Origin of the sequence: Mycobacterium neglectum, from assembly GCF_002591975.1 — a bacterium.
In the GTDB taxonomy this organism is placed as follows: domain Bacteria; phylum Actinomycetota; class Actinomycetes; order Mycobacteriales; family Mycobacteriaceae; genus Mycobacterium; species Mycobacterium neglectum.
Window position 1 is genome coordinate 36,039 of record NZ_NVQE01000002.1, and the last position, 19,663, is coordinate 55,701.

Annotated in this window: 16 protein-coding genes and 1 pseudogene; 2 read left to right on the forward strand and 15 right to left on the reverse strand. The window is 66.2% G+C overall.

Going from position 1 to position 19,663, the window contains the following annotated elements:
- Nucleotides 1–12 precede the first annotated feature (12 nt).
- The 3 genes from CSQ99_RS02140 to CSQ99_RS02150 form a co-directional block, all read right to left on the reverse strand.
- On the reverse strand, nt 13–1,980 hold the full coding sequence (locus CSQ99_RS02140) for a DUF7064 domain-containing protein (RefSeq protein ID WP_099037403.1): 1,968 nt from the start codon (nt 1,978–1,980) through the stop codon (nt 13–15).
- Nucleotides 1,967–3,931: a primary-amine oxidase gene (locus CSQ99_RS02145; RefSeq protein ID WP_099037601.1), complete on the reverse strand. Its 1,965-nt coding sequence runs from the start codon at nt 3,929–3,931 to the stop codon at nt 1,967–1,969. Before CSQ99_RS02145 ends, CSQ99_RS02140 begins: the two co-directional genes overlap by 14 nt.
- 87 nt (nt 3,932–4,018) lie before the next feature.
- Nucleotides 4,019–5,527: a carboxylesterase/lipase family protein gene (locus CSQ99_RS02150; protein ID WP_099037404.1), complete on the reverse strand. Its 1,509-nt coding sequence runs from the start codon at nt 5,525–5,527 to the stop codon at nt 4,019–4,021.
- A gap of 75 nt (nt 5,528–5,602) precedes the next feature.
- On the opposite strand from CSQ99_RS02150, the gene CSQ99_RS02155 reads away from it, so the two are divergent.
- A complete protein-coding gene (locus CSQ99_RS02155; protein ID WP_099037405.1) occupies nt 5,603–6,280 on the forward strand; it encodes a hypothetical protein in 678 nt (225 codons plus the stop codon).
- Here CSQ99_RS02155 and CSQ99_RS02160 read toward each other — a convergent pair.
- The 5 genes from CSQ99_RS02160 to CSQ99_RS31145 form a co-directional block, all read right to left on the reverse strand.
- Nucleotides 6,270–7,199 carry a cation diffusion facilitator family transporter gene (locus CSQ99_RS02160; RefSeq protein WP_099037406.1) on the reverse strand — a complete coding sequence of 310 codons (930 nt, stop codon included), beginning with the start codon at nt 7,197–7,199 and terminating at the stop codon, nt 6,270–6,272. The two genes, CSQ99_RS02155 and CSQ99_RS02160, sit on opposite strands and share 11 nt — an antisense overlap.
- Nucleotides 7,199–7,573 (reverse strand): ArsR/SmtB family transcription factor, encoded by a 375-nt coding sequence (locus CSQ99_RS02165; protein WP_176560844.1) that lies wholly within the window; start codon nt 7,571–7,573, stop codon nt 7,199–7,201. Before CSQ99_RS02165 ends, CSQ99_RS02160 begins: the two co-directional genes overlap by 1 nt.
- 137 nt (nt 7,574–7,710) lie before the next feature.
- Nucleotides 7,711–8,409 (reverse strand): hypothetical protein, encoded by a 699-nt coding sequence (locus tag CSQ99_RS02170; RefSeq protein WP_099037408.1) that lies wholly within the window; start codon nt 8,407–8,409, stop codon nt 7,711–7,713.
- A 79-nt stretch (nt 8,410–8,488) separates the two neighbouring features.
- The gene (locus CSQ99_RS02175; RefSeq protein WP_099037409.1) at nt 8,489–9,694 is read right to left on the reverse strand and encodes an alpha/beta hydrolase; all 1,206 of its coding nucleotides are present in this window, start codon (nt 9,692–9,694) and stop codon (nt 8,489–8,491) included.
- A gap of 117 nt (nt 9,695–9,811) precedes the next feature.
- The gene (locus tag CSQ99_RS31145) at nt 9,812–10,144 is read right to left on the reverse strand and encodes a hypothetical protein (protein WP_425437763.1); all 333 of its coding nucleotides are present in this window, start codon (nt 10,142–10,144) and stop codon (nt 9,812–9,814) included.
- 132 nt (nt 10,145–10,276) lie between these two features.
- Here CSQ99_RS31145 and CSQ99_RS02185 point away from each other — a divergent pair, with 132 nt between their 5' ends.
- On the forward strand, nt 10,277–10,612 hold the full coding sequence (locus CSQ99_RS02185) for an RNA polymerase-binding protein RbpA (RefSeq protein ID WP_006245254.1): 336 nt from the start codon (nt 10,277–10,279) through the stop codon (nt 10,610–10,612).
- A 29-nt stretch (nt 10,613–10,641) separates the two neighbouring features.
- Here the strand turns inward: CSQ99_RS02185 and CSQ99_RS02190 are convergent.
- The 7 genes and pseudogenes from CSQ99_RS02190 to cobN form a co-directional block, all read right to left on the reverse strand.
- Nucleotides 10,642–11,394, reverse strand: a pseudogene (locus tag CSQ99_RS02190) (polyprenol monophosphomannose synthase); the annotation flags it as partial.
- A complete protein-coding gene (lnt, locus tag CSQ99_RS02195; protein ID WP_425437755.1) occupies nt 11,391–13,094 on the reverse strand; it encodes an apolipoprotein N-acyltransferase in 1,704 nt (567 codons plus the stop codon). The gene lnt and the pseudogene CSQ99_RS02190, both read right to left, overlap by 4 nt.
- Nucleotides 13,087–14,673 carry an amidohydrolase gene (locus CSQ99_RS02200; protein ID WP_099037412.1) on the reverse strand — a complete coding sequence of 529 codons (1,587 nt, stop codon included), beginning with the start codon at nt 14,671–14,673 and terminating at the stop codon, nt 13,087–13,089. The genes lnt and CSQ99_RS02200 overlap by 8 nt, the downstream gene beginning before the upstream one ends.
- Entirely contained in the window at nt 14,674–15,159 is a 486-nt protein-coding gene (locus CSQ99_RS02205; RefSeq protein ID WP_099037413.1) for an FxsA family protein, read from the reverse strand.
- A 68-nt stretch (nt 15,160–15,227) separates the two neighbouring features.
- On the reverse strand, nt 15,228–15,611 hold the full coding sequence (locus CSQ99_RS02210; protein WP_099037414.1) for a PPOX class F420-dependent oxidoreductase: 384 nt from the start codon (nt 15,609–15,611) through the stop codon (nt 15,228–15,230).
- Between the two features lie 62 nt (nt 15,612–15,673).
- Nucleotides 15,674–16,054 (reverse strand): PPOX class F420-dependent oxidoreductase, encoded by a 381-nt coding sequence (locus CSQ99_RS02215; protein ID WP_099037415.1) that lies wholly within the window; start codon nt 16,052–16,054, stop codon nt 15,674–15,676.
- Nucleotides 16,055–16,070: 16 nt separating this feature from the next.
- On the reverse strand, nt 16,071–19,631 hold the full coding sequence (gene cobN, locus CSQ99_RS02220; RefSeq protein WP_099037416.1) for a cobaltochelatase subunit CobN: 3,561 nt from the start codon (nt 19,629–19,631) through the stop codon (nt 16,071–16,073).
- Nucleotides 19,632–19,663: the final 32 nt, after the last annotated feature.

The window sequence follows — 19,663 nt, forward strand, 5'->3', positions numbered from 1 at the left end:
GCGTGCGCGAACTTAGGGGTTGTTGCGGTTCCATTCCACCCAGCCAACGCCGGTGCGGCCGTCGGCGGTGGTGACCGACGCCCACGCTCGTGGGAAGTGACTGATTCGGCCGTCGGGTGATGTCAGCAGGACCGGTGCGTGCCCACGGATGTCGATGGTCGCGACGAGTCCACCCGGGTTGTAGGTGATCGTGGACGAGGCCGGCAGATCGTCCTCGGCGAACGTGGATTGCGCCGTCACGCCCTGCAGTTCGACCAGTGCCTCGCCGGCGCGCTGCGTGTAGCCGATACCGATGGGCGGTGCGCCGGGTATCCGGATATCGACGCCGTGGGCGTGGGTGCCGTCGTCGAGATGCAGGGCGCTCCACACCCAATCCATCGACCACCAGTCGCGCACGCCCCAGGAGTGATCGCGCTGACCGGGCACGCCGTTCAGCGTGTACTCGTGGCCGTCGATGGTGACGATGCCCGACACCGTGCACGGGATCTCGTATCGAGGGGTGATTCGGTACTGGTACGGGACACCGGTCGTAGTCCAGACCAACTCCATCGTCGCCTCGACCGGCCTGCCCGGTTGCCCGTGCAGCAGCGCCGCCGGGTCGTCGTATGCCTGACCGCTCCCCCGCACCGTCACCGCGTAGGTCTGCAGCGGTGCTGTCGCGTCCAGGGTGAGCTCGATCTCGCCGGTGCCGTCGAAATCCAGCAGTGCGATGGTCGGCATGTCAGGTCCGCACAGAAGCGCGTTGACCCAGGTGGTGTTCTCGTTGGGCATCAGACCCAGCCGCACCCATCCGCCGATTCCCTGCTGTGGGTCGGCGAAGTCGAAATACCAGCTTTCGCTCCACAGCGGCTCGTCACCTGCGGTGTGCGCCTGCTCATCGGCGGGATTGACTGTGAGCGGTTCAGCGACAGTGCTTTTCGAGGGGTCCGGCAGAGCATCCAGCGCCCCGGTGTCGAGCACGTGATCGCCGTGCCGAGCCAGCATCGTCATGAACATCTCATCACCGCGATCGGTGCGCTCGACGAGCATCGAGCTCACGATCGCCATCATCACGCCGAAGAAGCTCTGCCGTCGCACGCCGTCGCGGACCTCGTCGAGGCTGATTCCGGCGGCGGACCCGAGCGCTTCGTGGTACGTCCGCAGCAAGGCGTCGTAATTCTCGCGACGAAGTTCGGTGGGCAGCGCGCAGCCGAGGAAGTAGGCGACGTCGGTCATGGCCGGACCCCACGTGACGGTCTGCCAGTCGACCACCGTCAACGCCCGGTCTGCTTGCGGACGGCCGAAAAGCATGTTGTCCAGCCGGTAATCGCCGTGGACGAGTCCCTTGATCCGGTCGTGCGCACCCTCGGCTTCCAGATAAGCATCAAAACTGGCGACGAGGCGCTCGCAGACTGCACGATGCTCGGGGGCGATCTGGTTGCTGTATCGGTCGATGAATCCGGCATACAGCGCCGCGATCAGGCCCTGGTTGATCGGCGCGTCGCGGTTGAGCCAGTCCGCCTGCGCCATCGATGTGTCGCCGAACGCAGGCGCGTGCAGTCGGGCCAGTTCTGCCAGCGCCAGCATGGCTTCTTCGATTGTCGCACCGCGCAATTCGTCGCCGACGACGGCCGGCGCAGCGTCGTCGAGCAGGAGATGAAAGGCACCCGTGTCGGAGTCGAAGCCTGCCGAATAGCACGTGGCCACCGGGCCGCCGCCGAGGTGGGATGCGACATCGGTGTAGAAGCGCACCTCGCGCTCGTAGAGTCCGAGCGCCAAACCGGTCTGCCTGCTCGCCGGATCGGTCGCCGCGACTTTCAGTACGACCGACGACGGCCCGGCCCCATCAGAGGGACGCGTCAACTCGACGCGATAGCACTCGCTCATCTGTCCGGTGCCGATGCGCTCGAACGCGAAATCCGTGACCGTGGTGCCGAGTGCAGAGGTCAACCACGCGGCCGTCAGGTCCGACGGCCGCTCAACGACGTCAGTGGTGCGCACTGGTCGACGTGGTGTGGCACATGTCAGGCGGCGTTCCGGCGACGTCCAGGGACGGGTTGCGGTCGAAGAATCCGAACGGCTTGAGCCAGAAGGACACGATGTCGACGGGCATCACCGGCCAGTCCTCTGGCCGGGTGATGTGGTGGATGCCAAACACGTACCACATCACGACGTCGGTGTTGTCGATGGACCGATTGGCCAGCGTCCATTTCGCCAGACCGGTGTCTGTCGAGGACTGATTGACGAATTCGCCGGCGGGCCAACGCTCGTCGGGATGATTCGGCGTCACCCACAGGGTATGGCCGATGACGCTGGCCCGCTCGAGCACCGGTGAGTCCGGATCGAACATGGGTGGAATCGCCCCGCTGGGCACCAGCTTGTACGACGGGTGCGTACCCAGCCCATTGACGACGTTGGGGTTGACGATCTTCCAGGTGCGTTGCGTCGCATAGTTGACGTCCTGCTTGCCCTGGCTCTCTGTGCGCAACGGATGGGTACGGGTCACCAGCGATAGGCCGTACGGATTTTCCGGCCCCATCGGTTCGGCGTGCGATTCGGTCATGCAGACCGTGTTGTCGGTGCCGTCGATGTCCATGTCGAGCCGGGCAACAAGGAAGTGCTGGTGGTAAGGCGCGTAGGTACGTTCGTCGACCAGGGTGCCGTTGGGGTGCGGCTGTCCGGGAGCCACCGGCGTGGTCACCATGATTCCGGTCGCCCGGATCTCGCACTCGATGTTGCCGTCCTGGTAGAGCCGCCAATAGATCAGGTATTCGTAGTTGGCGACGGTCACGTGCGACGAGATCGTCAGCCTGCGCATCCGGCGCACCTCGGCGCCGATGTCATGGTCGACGTGCTTCCAGAGCACGGCGTTGTCCTCTTCGTGGATACAGACCGCGTTGGTGATGGTGTAGGGCTCGCCCTTGCTGTTGTGCAGCACCGCGTCGAGGTAGCGGATCTCGCCGAGGCAGTCGCAGCCCAATTCCAGCGACGTGGTCATGAATCCCAGACCCCATTCGCCGATGTCGAAGGCGGTGCGCCGGTAGTGGTCCTCCGACGAGTCGCGGTAGGGCACGATCATTTCGGCAAGCGATATCCGGTGTGCCACAGACCGTTCCCGGTCACCGTCGCGGTAACTGACGGTATGCAGCGTCATCCCCTCGCGGTGGTTGAATCCGACCCGAAGCGACCAGTTCTGCCATCGCAGCAGGTTGCCGTCGAGGGTGAACGACGGCCCCTCGGGCTGCTCGATGTGCAGCGGTTTCAGCGGCTCCCTACGCGATGCCGACCGGATAGCCTCCGGAATCATGCTCGGCACGTATTCGCCCATCACGTCGGGCTTCTCGACCCCACTGTTGTCTTCGACACGGAGCAGTTCCATGGCATTGAGGTCGATGACGCAATGCAGCCCGCTGATCAGATTCGCATAGGGACTGCCACCGGCCGAGTCCCTCATCCAGGTGTCCGACCAGCCGATCCGCCGGTCGCGGTATTCCGGGGGCGCGACCGCGTTGCCGTAGGTCCAGGTGTCGAAGTACACGAGATCGATGTCGGTGATGCCGCGCTTGCTCAGTGCGGCCACGACGTCCGGGTGTGAGCGCAACAGTCGGTCGCACTCGGCGAATTCGTCGACCGTGAAGTTTGCCTGCACCCCCGGGATGTGCTCGAACGACTCCACTCGGTCGTCGGTCAATGACACCGTGCTCTTGTACGTCGCATTGGCGGCCCGCTCAAAGCACGTCACCCGCGCACGTCGCGGCGGCGATGCTCCCCCGCCGTCGAACTCGCGCAATTCGGCCTTGCCGGGTTCGATCAATTCGATCGACGCGTACCGCCAGCCCAGGCCGGATGTCGCCGACCCTTCGGCTCCGACGCCGACACCGTGCTCGCGTTGCAGGATCGACGCGACCGCCGTGAACTCGTCGCTGCTAAGCGGATCCAGGGGGTAAGTCACGGGAGTCACGCAACCACATCGTTGGCAGGATGCGCAGCGATTTCCGGCACGCAGGCCCTATCGCTCGTCGCGTGCGCGGGGACGGATTCAGCGGCCGGCCAGTGTGAAGCCCTCCCACGCCTGGCGGCGGTCGGCGTGCGGATCGAATTCGACACGCGGCCGGCTGTCGAAAACTCGTACCGCCCGCTCGGGGTCGGAATATGCGGGCCAGTCCGCACCGGGTAGCCCCGACTCGGCAAAGGCTCGCCACCGAGACTGCACATCGTCGCTGACGCGCAGGGCCGTCTTGCGATCCGCCGCCGCGGTGAGCAGCCTTCCAAAATTCGTTCGGTAGACGTCGAACACCGCAAGTAACTCGGTGGCGTGCGTGGCGCCCAGCCCCGACCAGCGCAACGTCCGAGGTGCGTAGTCGTAGCGGTACAGGTAGGTCGGCGCGTGCCGGCTGTGGGCCTCGGCGATCTGCCACGCCGCCGACCCGAACGCGAAGTCGCTGCCGAACTGGATGCACGCCGCCGAGTCGGGGTAACCCGGGTAAGCGGAGGTGATGCGTTCGCGCTCAGCGGGTTCCGTTGTCGAGAGCAGCCGCTCAATCATCGGCTCCGTCATCGGTAGCAGTTTGAGGAACCGGCCGAACAACTTGGCCTCCTCGGCATTGGTGCCCACGATGAGCGGTACCTGGTGGGTGTGCCCGTCACGCATCGCCTCGACCGGGTCCAGCGGCAGATATTCGGTTCCGCTGGTGGGACCCGCCGCGAACGCACCGAGCATTTCGCGCTGGCCCGCGACGATGAGCCGTTCGAATGCCGTCACCAGTTCCGTCGGCCGCGCCGCCATCACGGCTGCGGCGCCGGTGGCCTGGCCGGTCTCGACGAGTTCGGCGAACTTGGTGGCGTAGTCCGCCGCGATTTCCGGCGTGCGCACCATCCCGGCGGCCGGACTCTCGGAAATAGCCTGGGCGAAAAGACCTTTGGCAGCTGGAACTGCCAGCAGCGTTGCGACCGCGTGTGCGCCGGCACTCTCGCCGAAGATCGTCACCTTGTCCGGGTCGCCACCGAAGACCGCGATGTTCTCGCGAACCCAACGAAGCGCCATCACCAGGTCGCGCAGGTAGAGGTTGTCGTCGAAGGTGTGCTCACTGTTGGACAGCGAGGACAGGTCAAGACAGCCAAGCGCACCCAGCCGGTAGTTCACCGACACATAGACGCAGCCCTGGCGCGCCAGGGCTGCACCGTCATAGATCGGCGTGGCCGAGCTGCCCATGAAATAACCGCCGCCATGGATGAAGACCATGACCGGCATCGAGTCCTCGGGCGGCGAGGTGGGGGCCACGACATTGAGCGTCAGGCAGTCCTCGCTCATCGGTTGGTATCTGCCGGGAGCGAGCATCGTGTACATGCGCTGCTGCGGCGAGCAGTAGCCGACCCCGTGGCAGTACCGCACGCCTGGCCAGGCCTCGACGGGCTGGGGTGCGCGCAGGCGCAACTGACCCACCGGTGGACGGGCGTATGGGATCGCGCGCCAACGATTCACCCCGTCGCGGGTGAAGCCCTCTACGGTGCCGGAGGCGACGGTCGCGCGGACCGTGTGTTCGTGCATCACCCGACGGTAGCGAATGCCATGCGCCGCCGCGCCTGGACGGGATCGGCGAGTCGGCCCGCTAGCCTGGCCGGTATGCGAGTCGCCGGGCTGATCGCGATCTTGATGCTGGTAGCAGGGTGTTCGTCGTCGACGGATGACGGGGCCGAGCGGATCACCCCGATACCACCCAACACCAGTAGACCGTCGTCGACCGCCACCCCGACGACGGCAGTGCCGACCACGCCTCCCAGCCCGGGAGCGTCAATGGCCGACGTCATCGCCTGGATCGAGGCAGGCGACACCGTCGACGCCGCGGAGTATCACGTCGCTACTCGAGACGGGGTGACCACGGATCTCGGCGAGGACATCGCGTTCATCACTCCCTCGGGCAAGACCAACTGCATGACCGATTCGAAATACAGCGACGGTGCGCTGGCGTGTCTGGTCGAGCTCACCGACCCGCCGCCGCGGCCTGCGGACGCGTACGGCGAGTGGAAGGGCGGCTGGGTGGACTTCGACGGCAAGAGTGTCACCGTCGGTTCCGTGCACGGTGACCCCGGCCGGTTCACCGCGGGCACGGGTCCGGAACTGCCCTACGGGCGGGCGCTGGGCTTCGGCGACTATCAGTGCCGCGTCGATGCCGTCGGCCTGTTCTGCGCCAACCGCGCGAACAATACGGCGGCTCGCTTCAGCGATGCGGGCATCGAACCGTTCGGCTGCCTGCAGCAAGTCACCGCTCCGCCGCAGATTGGCGAGAAGTTCAGCTGCTGATCAGATGGTCGTGGGCCGGATATGCGTGCACGACCACCGAGCTTAGTTTCGGAATTGCGTGCGCCAGTTCATGTTCGGCGGTGTGGGCGACGGCATGGGCGTCGGCCAGGCTCAACGTCGGATCGACATCGAGTTCGGTGTCGGCCTCGAGTCGGTGCCCGACCCACCGCATTCTGAGCCGCCGGACTGCACGGACGCCGGGCTGGCTCGACAGCACGGAGCGCGCGGTGTCCAGATATTCGGGATCGATGCGGTCCAACAGCCTGCCGAACACATCCCGCGCCGCGACGACCAGCACGATGCCGATGGCACCGGCGATCACCAATCCGACTATCGGGTCTGCCAGTGGGAACCCCATTCCCACGCCGAGCGCGCCCGCGACCACTGCCAACGAGGTCAAACCGTCTGCGCGAGCATGCATTCCGTCGGCGCGCAGAGCGGCCGACCCGATCCGGCGCCCGACTCGGATCCGGTACACCGCAACCACTTCATTGCCGACAAACCCGATGAGTCCAGCCGCGATCACCCAGCTCAGATGGCTCAACGGCACCGGATTGATGAGCCTGCGCACGGCCTCGACGGCGGCAACAAGCGCGGAGACTGCGATGGCCGTCACCACGAACAGGCCCGCCAGATCTTCGACACGACCGAATCCATAGGTATAGCGCCGGGTTGCGGCCCGTCGGCTCATCGCGAACGCGACCCACAGCGGCACTGCGGTCAGGGCGTCGGAGAAGTTGTGCACAGTGTCGGCGAACAGCGCCACCGAACTCGAGACGGCGACGACGACCAGCTGCGCCGCCGCGGTGACGCCGAGCACGACCAGACTGATCTTGACCGCGCGAATGCCTGCGGCGCTGTCGCGCAGTTCGGCGTCGATGCGGTCACCGTGGTCGTGCGAATGATGGCCGACGCCCACTACCCCACGCCCTTGTCGTGCAGCACGCGAAGCTCGCCCGCATCCAAATGGTGGGCGGGTACGCCACCCGTCGCATGTTCGGCGTTGTGCACCGCATCGGTGACCAATTGGCGTACGTGATCGTTTTCGAGCCGGTAGAAGACCTGTGTGCCCTCACGGCGGGTGCGAACCAGGTGCGCCATCCGGAGCTTTGCGAGGTGCTGTGACACAGAAGGCGCCGGCTTGGCGACCCGAGATGCGAGGTCGTTGACTGACATCTCGCGGTCCGCCAACGCCCAGAGCAGCTGCACGCGGGTTGCATCGGCCAGCATCCTGAACACCTCGACGACAAGGTCGGCCTGGTCATCGGCGAGTCGGCGAGCGCAGACCTGCATATCTGCATTCATACGCAGATAGTAGCGCAATGGTTCAGCCGAACACCACGTGCTGGGACCGTCGGCCAAAGCGATTGGCCCTGCCGATGTGACGGATCACATCGGCAGGGCCGTTGGATAGCAAGGGTTTTGACCTGTCAACCGAGCCGAAAATCTCCGGTGACCAGCGTCGGTGTCACATCCTGACCATCGATCTTTGAGCTCATGCTGCCGTTTTGCAGGCGCTCGATCTGCTGCGCCTGCTGGAGCAGCCGCCTGTTGCGCACCTCGGCGCGGAACCGCGCCTCGTTCAGCTCGAAGACGTTGATGTCATCGTCGTTGTTATTGCGGAATTGCACGCCAACAGCCGAGCCGTTCTCGCGGACCACCCAGGATGCTCGCGTACCGTCCAGCTCAGCGGTGTACATCCCCGCATCGCCCGTCACCGGTGCTGCCGTGAATTGATATGCCACACCGTTCATGTTCAGATCGCCGTCGACGTTCCCGCCATCGAACTCCGCTTGCAGGGTGTCGCGGAATCGCGACTTGATGTCGATCGAACCGTCGGTCTGGTTGCCGAAGAACCAGGCTTCGTCGTCGGTCCCGTTGCAGGCGTACGCCGCAACCTCGTCTCCATCAACGGAGATTCCGATCGTCATTGTCTTGCCGTCGGCCGCTGTCATGTCGGCGATGTAGCGAGCCGACTGGGGGAAGGAGTTGGATGCGGTGGTCGTGGTGCCCGGCGCCTCGGGTGACGAGGACGCTTCGTTTGATGATCCGCCCGAGCAGGCGGCAAGGGTGCCAAGCGCGAGCAACGCGCTGATACCCACGAACAGGGTGCGAGTGAGTTTCTTCATGTGACCAGCATGAATGTCCGGATCCGGCGTTACATGAAGAATGTATGGAGATTGCGTGGAGATATCTGCGGCGCCCGATTCACAACGCCAGAAATTCGTCGATCTCGGCGCGAAACACCTGCCACGCCGGCTCGGATGCGGTCAACAGATGGTTGTTACTGGAGAGCGCCACCAAACGGGAATCCGGTATCAGCGAAGCCAATTCCTCGCCAAAGCGCAGCGGAACCCGGTGATCGTCACGTGAGTGCATGATCAGGGTCGGGCACGAGACGTCTCGCGCCAGTTCACGGACATCGATGCGACCGAACTCCTCGAGGAAACGCACTGCGTTCTCCGGCGAGGTGGTGCGCCGCTGCAGTTGGTCGAACGCGGCCCAGTCGGAGCGGGTGCCGTCGGGCAGGAACTGCGCGGCGAAAACCTGCCGGAACGCCGGATCGTCCCGGCCCCAACCGACTCGGGCGAGTTCGAGGTCCAGCGCCGCGGCCCGCTTTTCGTCCTCCCCAGACGCCCGCACCGCCCGTCCACGCGCATACGCACTGCACAGCACCAGGCGGCTGACCCGTTCGGGGTGACGGGCCGCATAAGCAACCGCGACGGCGCCGCCCTGCGAAACGCCGAGCAGTGGAAAGCGTTCCAAGCCAAGGGCCTCGACAACCGACTCTAGGTCGGCCACCCAGTCTTCGAAGGTGAAATCTGTTGCATCCCAATCGGATAACCCACAGCCCCGCTCGTCATAGCGTATGAACCGGCGGTTCTCCGACAGGTCGCGCACCCAGTGTTTCCACACCGGGCTTTCGATGTCGTACCCGAGGTGGGTCATCCAGTTCGCCGCCCGCACGAGGGGCGAGCCCTCCCCTGCCACTGCGTAGGCAAGCCGTACGCCGTCGGCGGCCCTGCAGAACGCGATGTGCTGGCGCGGCGGCGGTGGCTCGTCGACCACCACGGCCTCCGAAGGCGGTGGGATTGGCGGGGGTGGCGCGTCCGCGGTGAGGGTGGCCACGAACTGGTAGCCACGGCCACGGACGGTCCTGATGAACCGCTGCAATTCACCATCGTCGCCCAGGGCACGGCGGGCGGCCTTGATGCGGCTGGTCAACGCTGCCTCGGTGACGAAGCGCCCGCCCCACACCGAATCGAACAGTTCCTCTTTCGATACGAACCGGTGGGCGTTGCTCACCAGCTGGGTCAGCACGTCGAACACTTGGGGCTCGACTCGGATGACCTTGCCGTCGGCGCGCAATTCGTAGCGCTGGGTGTCGAGCACGAAGTTCTCGAACCGCCACACGCCGGTCGAAGTGGGCAGAGGGACTGAAGACTCAGGTGTTGACAAGGTCACAGCGGGTCCCGTCGGGAGGGTTGCAGGTCATCGTAACGACGAACAGCCCCTCTCCGGGGTTCATCGCTAGCGCCAGCCGTCGGCCGCCTTGGCCGCGCGCATGAGCGCATCGCACAGCTGCCGTAACTCCGTGCCGTCGGCTCCCTCGTCCACGGCGGTGGAAACGTCCTCAGCGGCACATCTGACCTGGTAAACGCGATCTGCAAGCTCTGCGGCCTCGTCAGCGGTCAGCACAACGGCGTCCGGTGCCACCGAGGTGCCTCTGACGATGGAGCGCTGTTCATAAGCGCGCTGCCGGCAAGACTGTCTGCAGTACTGTCTGCGTCTGCCCAATCCGGCATCAGCGACTTCACGACCGCACCAACGACACGGTTGAGCACGTCGGCGGTTCGATAACACGGTGACCACGGACCAGACTGTAAACCGGCGGCGGCAGGAATCCCGGTATCATCAGTGGCCGAGTCGGGAACTGCGTGCCGCACCGCTGCGTTGATTCTCCGGACAACTTGCATTGATTGAGGAGTGTGGACCATGGCTGATCGCGTCTTGAGGGGCAGTCGTCTCGGGGCTGTGAGCTACGAGACCGACCGCAACCACGATCTTGCGCCGCGTCAGGTTGCGCGCTACCGGACCGACAACGGCGAGGAGTTCGACGTCCCGTTCGCCGACGACGCCGAGATTCCCCACACGTGGCTGTGCCGCAACGGCATGGAAGGCACGCTGATCGAGGGTGACGCGCCGGAGCCGAAGAAGACCAAGCCGCCGCGTACCCACTGGGACATGCTGCTGGAGCGTCGCTCGGTCGACGAGCTCGAGGAACTGCTCAAGGAGCGCCTCGACATCATCAAGGCTCGCCGTCGCGGTTAGGTTAGTCAGCGGCTGACGCCGACGCCGCGGGCGCGATCGAGACGCCCGCGAAAACCCCACTCCGCGACCTTGAAAAGTGCTTCGCGGATGTTGGACCCGCTCATCTTGGATTGGCCGAACTCGCGCTCGGTGAAGGTGATCGGCACCTCGACGACGACGAACCCGTTGTTGATGGTGCGCCAGGTCAGGTCGATCTGGAAGCAGTAGCCCTTCGAGTCCACGGCGGACAAGTCGATCTTTTCCAGCACCTCACGCCGATACGCACGGTATCCGGCGGTGATGTCGTGGATGTCGACGCCGAGCACCACCCTGGCATAGCCATTGGCCGTACGGGACAACGCCTGACGCCGTCGCGGCCAGTTCTTCGTCTCCCCGCCCTTGACGTAGCGCGAACCGATCACCAGATCCGCACCGTTGTCGATGCTGTCGAGCAGGCGGTGCAGCTGTTCGGGCGGATGGCTTCCGTCGGCATCCATCTCGACCAGGACCCCGTACTCGCGCCCCAAGCCCCACTCGAACCCGGCCAGGTATGCCGCCCCGAGGCCCGCCTTGGCGGCGCGGTGCATCACATGCACGCGATCCGGGTCGGCGAAGGCCAGTTCGTCTGCCAACTCGCCGGTGCCGTCCGGGCTGCCGTCGTCGACGATCAGGATGTGGACATCCGGACATGCGGTCTGCACACGTCCGACGATCAACGGCAGATTTTCCCGCTCGTTGTAGGTGGGGATGATGACCAGCGTGCGCTGACTTGGGCGATCCCCGGAGCCCGGGCCAGTCGTCATTTAGCTCCTCTATCTTTCGTCGTTCGTAGCCGACGAACGAAACTCCCATTGTGCAGTATCGCGGCGATCAGAGCGCCAATGCCGATGGCGACCAGCACACCCTCGACCAGCGGTGCCCATCGCGTCGCGGCTGTGAGCTGGGATTTCAAGCGCACCTGAGTGTCCAGGTAGGCGGGTTCGAAGAACTCGGTGCGGGCAAGCTCACGTCCGTCCGGGGCGATGACCGCGCTGATACCGGTGGTTCCCGCGACGACCACGTACCGGTCGTGTTCGACGGCCCGCAACCGGGCGAAGGCGAGCTGTTGGGCGCTCATTGCCTCGTCGAACGTGGCGTTGTTGGTCGGGACGGCCAGTATCTGCGCACCGTTTCGCACCGACTCGCGGGTGGCACGGTCGAAGATCACCTCCCAGCAGGTGGCAACCCCGACGGGCACGCCAGCGGCATGCACCATCCCGTTACCGCTGCCCGGGATGAAGTAGCCGGCGCGGTCGGCGTACGGCGAAAGGAGGCGGAAGAAACTGCGCCACGGCAGGTACTCGCCGAACGGCTGCACGATCTGCTTGTCGTGACGATCGGCAGGACCCGTCTCGGGGTTCCACACGATCACCGAATTGTTCGAGACCGGGTTGTCGCGGCTGTGGCCCGGTGCCGCAACCACACTTCCGACCAGAATCGGCGCATTGATCGCTTCCGCCGCCGACGAGATTTCGGCGTTCGCGTCGGGATTGGCGAGCGGATCGATGTCCGAGGAGTTCTCCGGCCAGACGACGAACATCGGCTGCGGCGCCCGGCCCGCGCGCACGTCCTCGGCGAGCCGCATCGTTTCGCGGACGTGGTTGTCCAGGACCGCGCGGCGCTGCGCGTTGAACTCGAGTCCGAGCCTTGGCACGTTGCCCTGCACGGCGGCCACGGTGATCGGCTGTTCGTCGTCGGCGCCAACGCCCGAGTGCCGGACTTGAGGCCACGTGAGCGCGGTGAGTAATAGGACGACGGTGATGCACGCACCGGGTACTACGACTGCCGGCGGCCCCGCGGTCCTGGTGGCGCCGGTGCGCCACCACTTCACGATCTCCAAAGTGATTGCGGCCAGACTGAATCCGATCAGCACGACGGCGAACGAAAGCAGTGGTGCTCCACCCACCTGCACGATCGACAACATCGGCCCGTCGGTTTGGCTGTAGGCCACGACACCCCACGGGAATCCCCCGAACGGCACCGTCGACTTGAGCCACTCCTGCACCGCCCACAGCCCGGCGAACCAGAGCGGCCACCCCGGCAGGCGCCGGACCGCGACCGCCATTGCGCCGAACACGGCGGGGAAGAGCGCCTGCAGCACGCAGAGGGCGATCCACGGAATCGGTCCGACAAATCCGCTGATCCAGGGCAGCAGCGGGAGGTAGAACGCCAATCCGAAAATGAATCCGTACCCGAATCCGCCTGCGACAGTGGTTGTTTCCCGCGTGAGCGCCCAGGACAGGAGTGCGAATGCGATGAATGCCATGTACCACCAGCCGAACGGCGGGAAGCTCAGGCACAGCGCAATACCGGCGACGATGAGGACGCTCAACTGCGGCAGACGGTCGATTACGGCACGGCCGAATCGCTGTGCCCGCGACTGACTGCCGAGGTCAGCGACTGCCTCGTCGGCGATGTCGTCGGCGTCGTCGTCGAGCACGGGGGGACGCACGTCGTCAGCCATGGATGGTGACACCCCGGTGCACCGTCTGGCGACAGAGGGGCAAGGCGTCGTCGAGGCGTGGCAGCGCAGGCACCCGCGAGCGCGCATCCGTCGACCAGCGCTGCACCGCGTCGGCCGGTGCACTCACTTCCAGTTCGTCGGCCTCCCAGACGGCATAGCTCGCCTGCGCCCCGGGAACCAGGGTGCCGGTGACACCGTCGCGCACGCCGGCTGCGCGCCAGGCTCCGCGGGTGGCTGCGCCAAACGCCGCGCGCGCGGACAGCGCGCTGCCCTCGGTCTGATGCTGGGTCGCCGCACGCACCGTCGCCCAGGGATTCATGCTGGTGACGGGGCTGTCGGAGCCGAAAGCGAGAGGCACGCCTTGGGATGCTAGCAGCGCGAACGGATTCAACAATCCGGCTCTGTCGGTGCCGAGGCGTCGGGCATACATGCCGTCGTCGCCGCCCCACAATGCATCGAAGTTGGGCTGCATGCTGGCAAGCACGCCCCACGCGCCGAGACGGTGTGCCTGCTCCCCTGTCACCATTTCGAGGTGCTCGAGGCGATGTCCGCATCGGGCGACCGCGGGCGCGCCGAACTCCTCGACTACGCGCTCGAACGCGTCGACGACGGCGCCGACGGCCGCGTCGCCGATCACGTGGAAACCTGCGGTGATACCCGCCTCGGTACAGGCCCCCAGGTGGGCCGCGATTGCATCGGTATCGAGGTACGCGTTGCCGCAGCAGTCCGCGGCGTCGTCGTAGGACCGGTGCAGCCACGCGGTGCGGGAGCCAATCGCACCGTCGACAAACAGGTCGCCGGCCAGCCCACGTGCTCTGGTGCGGGCGATCAGTTCTCGCGCTTCGGCGGCGCTGCACACCGCTTGGCCCCAGTAGCCGACGACCTCCACGCCGTGCTCGATGCCACGTACCTCATCCCAATCGGACAGCCCGCCGATCTCGGGTCCCGCGCACTCGTGCACCGCGACGATGCCGAGGGCGGCGGCGGTATTCAAGGCTGTCCGCTGGGCGTTGAGCCGTTGTTCGGCGTTGAGCCCCTCGCGCGCGGCGGCCCGCGCCAGGTGATGCGCATCGCCGCTCAGCGGTTGTTCGGCGGAGAAGCCGTGCGCCTCGGCCAGGCCGGGAGCCAACCGGCGCAGCGCGGTCGAGGCTGCCGCCGAGTGGACGTCGACCCGGGACAGATACGCGGCCCTGCTCCCGACGGCCTCGTCGACGTCGGCGGTGCCCGGCGGCGTCCGTTCGGGCCAGCCGGATTCGTCCCAGCCGTGTCCCCATATTGCGCCGTCGGGATGGGCGCGGGCGTAGTCGCCGAGCAGCTGCATGCAATGCCGCAGCGAGGTCGCCTGCCGCAGGTCCAATCCGGTCAGGGTCAGCCCGGTCGCTGTGAGGTGGACGTGACTGTCGACGAAGGCCGGTGCGACGAAAGCGCCGTCGAGGTCGACGATATGGGCGTCGGGATACTGGGCGCGGCCCACGTCGTCGCTGCCCAACCAGGCCACGACACCGTCGCGCACCGCCATCGCGGACGCGTCGGGCATTGCCGGGCTGTGCACCCGGCCGTTGAGAAGAAGGGTCGTCACTTAGTCGGGTTTGCGCTCCACGGGCAAAGGTTCGATGTCGGTGACATCGATGACCTCGCCGTCAATGTAATCGCCGCGGGCCGCATTTGAGCCGGTATATGCGGTGTAGCCGGTAGCTCCCGCGACGGTGATCAGCGGCATGCGGCGAGCGGCGATGGCCGCCACCAGCGGTCGCGCGGCCGCGCGGGTCGGCGGCAGCAGGAGCAGGGCGCCGATGGCGGAGCTGGCCAGTCCCGGGATGACGACGAGGACGGTGCCCAGCGCGACGAGCAATCCGTCCGCCGCGGCGCCCTGCACCGACGCCGGATTGATGCCGGAGCGTAGGCGCCGGAAGTGCCGCTTGACCTGTGACCCGGCCAACGCGATGCCGACCACGAAGGTGCCGAGCAGCAGTAACACCGTCCAGCCGAAGCCGATCGTCGATACCAGCGCCACGATGACCGCCAGCTCGATGACCGTGTAAAGGAGAAACAGCCGCATCGCCATGTAAAGGGAACGTACGGGATGGCGGCTTCGGTTCCGGGGTTCCCTTCCGCAGAATTGGCGGAACGCCGTTAAGCCGCCTTGACCTCGATCGCGCTGTGGACCTTGTCGATGCCGCCGCGGACGATCGCCTGCGGGATCCACCACCACGCGTGCCACCAGTACTTCTTGGTGACCATGTCGAAGACCCGACGGTTTTCCGACTTGGGCAGGTTGCGAGCCACCGCCTCAACCGGTTCGCCCTTGGGCTTGCCGAGCGCACCCGACCGCTGAATCGTCACCCGCGGCGTGTTGTTGATGCGCTTGGTCTTCCATGACCCGTCGTCGGTGGAGATCAGCAACCGGTCGCCGTCCTTCACACCCCATACGGTGGTCGGCTTCGGCCTGCCATCCTTGGTGAAGGTGGTGAGCAGCAGATATTTGGACCGTGCCACGTCGTCAAAGGTGTCTGTCATGGGTCCTGATTCTTCTTTCGATGCGCAAACGATGCAAGTAAGGGATACCCGCTGCCGAGTCGTTAAACCGCTCTCACCTCGATGGTCACGTTGTTCTTCATGCCGCCGCGCAGCTTGGAGAAGAGGTTGAACGTCTTGCCCAGCAGGCCGTAGCGCTTTCCGATCAAGTCGTAGGTGGCGGCATTGGCCGATTTGTCCAGGATCGCCGCGACTGCCTCGATCGCCTCACCCTGCGGGTTGCCGCTTCGGTCGCATTTCGCGATCGTCACCCGCGGGGTGTTCCGGATGCGCTTGACCTTCCACGACTTCTCTTGAGTGATGACGAGTAGGCGATCGCCGTCCGGGGGCGCCCAGACCGCGGTCGGCTTGGGTCGGCCGTCCTTGGTGAACGTGGTCAGCAGGATGTATTCCGACTTCGCGATGTCGGCAAAGGTCGCAGGCACACTCCAAACCTAGCCGTCAGCCCTCCAACTCGCCTTCGGTCTCCAGCAGCACCTGCCGCAGACCGTCGAGTGTTGCCTGATCCGGCTGCGCCCACATGCCGCGGCCGGCCGCCTCCAGCAGTCGCTCGGCCATGCCGTGCAGAGCCCACGGGTTCGACTCCGCCATGAATTTGCGGTTGTCGTCGTCGAGTACGTATTCCGCCGACAGTCGCTCGTACATCCAGTCGGCCATCACCCCCGCGGTCGCGTCGTACCCGAACAGATAGTCGACGGTGGCCGCCATCTCAAAAGCACCCTTGTAGCCGTGCCTGCGCATCGCGTTGATCCACCGGGGGTTGACCACCCGGGCGCGGAACACGCGTGCGGTCTCCTCCGACAGCGTGCGGGTGCGCACCGCGTCGGGCCGGGTGTTGTCACCGATGTAGGCGGCGGGCGCCTTGCCGGTCAACGCCCGCACCGTCGCGATCATGCCGCCGTGGTACTGGAAATAATCGTCGGAGTCGGCGATGTCGTGCTCGCGGGTGTCGGTGTTCTTGGCCGCGACCGCAATGCGACGGTAGTTCTGGTTCATGTCGTCGGCCGCCGGCCTGCCGTCCAGGCCGCGGCCATAGGCGAAACCGCCCCACGCGGTGTAGACCTCTGCGAGGTCGGCATCGTCGCGCCAGTTGCGGCTGTCGATCAGCTGCAGGAGCCCGGCGCCGTAGGTACCCGGTTTGGAGCCGAAAATTCTTGTGGTGGAACGTCTCTGATCGCCGTGCTCAGCGAGGTCGGCCTGCGCATGAGCGCGGACGTAGTTGTCCTCGGATGACTCGTCCAGGCCCGCGACGACTTGTACCGCGTCGTCGAGCATCGTGACCACGTGCGGGAAGGCGTCGCGGAAGAAGCCGGAGATTCGCACGGTGACGTCGATGCGTGGGCGGCCGAGTTCGGTCAGCTCGATGGGCTCCAGGTTCACCACCCGTCGCGATGCGTCGTCCCAGACCGGTCGGACGCCGAGCAGCGCGAGCACCTCGGCGATGTCGTCGCCCGCGGTGCGCATGGCCGACGTCCCCCATACCGACAACCCAACAGACCGTGGCCAGTCGCCGTGGTCCTCGCGGTAGCGCGCCAGTAGCGAATCCGCCATGGCCACACCGGTTTCCCACGCCAGCCTCGAGGGCACTGCCTTGGGGTCGACGGAGTAGAAATTGCGGCCGGTGGGCAGCACGTTGACCAGGCCTCGCAGTGGCGAACCCGACGGGCCCGCTTGGATGAAGCGGCCATCGAGCGCGCGCAGGATCTGCGGGATCTCAGCGGCCGTGCCCGCCAGCCGGGGCACCACCTCGGTCGCCGCGAATCGCAGAATCGCCGCGACGTCGGCGTTATCGGTGATGGCGTCGACAGCGGCGGGGTCCCAACCCGAGTTCGCCAGGGCCACAACGAGTTCGCGAGCTTGCGCCTCGGCGGTGTCCACCGCGGCGCGTTCATCGTGACCGTCCTCGGCGAGACCGAGCGCCTGCCGAAGGCCTGCCACGCTCTGATCGCCGCCGAACAGCTGGCGCGCGCGCAGGATCGCGAGCACCAGGTCGATTTCTGCCTCCCCCGTGGGCTTTACGCCCAGAATATGCAGCCCGTCGCGGATCTGGACGTCCTTGATCTCGCACAGCCAGCCGTCGACGTGCAGCAGCATGTCATCGAACGAATCCTCGTCGGGCCGGTCCTCGAGCCCGAGATCGTGATCCATCTTGGCCGCACGCATGAGCGTCCAGATCTGCTGCCGGATGGCGGGCAGCTTGCCGGGATCGAGTGCGGCGATGTTGGCGTGCTCGTCCAGCAGCTGTTCCAGACGTGCGATGTCGCCGTAGCTTTCGGCCCGGGCCATCGGCGGGATGAGGTGGTCGACAAGGGTGGCGTGTGCCCGGCGTTTGGCCTGGGTGCCCTCCCCTGGATCGTTGACCAGGAACGGGTAGATCAGCGGGAGGTTGCCGAGCGCAGCGTCAGTGCCGCACGCCGCCGACATGCCCAGCGTCTTGCCCGGCAGCCATTCCAGGTTTCCGTGCTTGCCAAGGTGCACGACGGCGTCCGCACCGAAGTCGGCGTCGAGCCAGCGGTAGGCCGCCAGATAGTGATGGCTGGGCGGCAGATCGGGGTCGTGGTAGATCGCAACGGGATTCTCCCCGAAACCGCGTGGCGGCTGAACCATCAGCACGACGTTGCCCGCCCGCATCGCGGCGATGACGATCTCGCCGTCGGGGTCAGCGCTGCGGTCGACGAACAATTCGCCGGGTGGCGGACCCCAATGCCGCACCATCGCGTCGGTGAGCTCGGCAGGCAGGGTCGCGAACCAGTCGCGGTACTCCTTGGCCGGTATCCGGATCGGATTGCCCGCGAGCTGGCCGTCGGTCAGCCACGCCGCATCCTGTCCGCCGCGCTCGATCAGCGCATGGATCAACGCGTCACCGTCGCCGGAGTCGACGCCGGGAATGTCATCGATCCGGTAACCGTGTTCGCGCATCGCGCGCAACAATGCGATGGCGCTGGCTGGGGTGTCGAGGCCGACCGCGTTGCCGATGCGGGCGTGTTTGGTGGGATACGCCGAGAACACCAGCGCCACGCGTTTCTGCGGGGCCGCGATGGCGCGCAACCGCGCGTGCCGTACCGCGAGTCCTGCGACGCGCGCGCAGCGCTCCGGATCGGCGACGTAAGAGATCAGCCCCTCGTCGTCGATCTCCTTGAACGAGAACGGGACCGTGATGATGCGGCCGTCGAACTCGGGGACGGCGACCTGAGTTGCGACGTCCAGGGGCGACATCCCGTCGTCGTTGCTCTGCCACTGCGACCGTGAGCTGGTCAGGCACAGACCCTGAAGAATCGGGATGTCGAGGGCGGCCAGATGCGCCACGTTCCAGGTGTCGTCGTTTCCTCCCGCGGACGCGGTGGCAGGGGTGGACCCACCCGCGGCGAGCACGGTCGTCACCAGCGCGTCGGCGGTGCCGAGCAACTCCAGCAGTTCGGTGTCCGCGGTGCGCAACGACGCGCAGAACACCGGCAGCGGCCTACCGCCTGCGACCTCGATGGCCCGGCACAGCGCCTCGACGTAGCCGGTGTTGCCGGCGAGGTGCTGCGCACGGTAGTACAGCACCGCGACGGTCGGCCCCCCGTCGTTCACCGACGCATGCTCGAGGACACCCCAGTTCGGGGTTGTCGCCGGAGGCGCGAAGCCGAAGCCGGTCATCAACAATGTGTCGCAGAGGAACGCGTGCAGCTGTCGCAGGTTCTCGACCCCGCCCTGCGCCAGGTAGACGTGTGACTGCAGCGCGACGCCCGCGGGCGTCGTGGAATGACCCATCAGCTCGGCGTCCGGGGACTGCTCGCCGCTCACCACGACGGTCGGCACGCCGCCGGCCTCCAGCGCGTCGATGCCGTCCTGCCAGGCGCGGTAGCCGCCAAGAATTCGGACTACGACGATGTCGGCACCACCCACGAGTTCGTCGAGTTCGCCGTCGAGCAGCCGAGACGGATTCGCCCATCGATAGCCGGCCCCGCTGGCACGGGCCGTGATCAGGTCGGTGTCGGAGGTCGACAACAGCAGGACCATCGGCGATTGAGTCGGCTGGGTCACCCGTCATT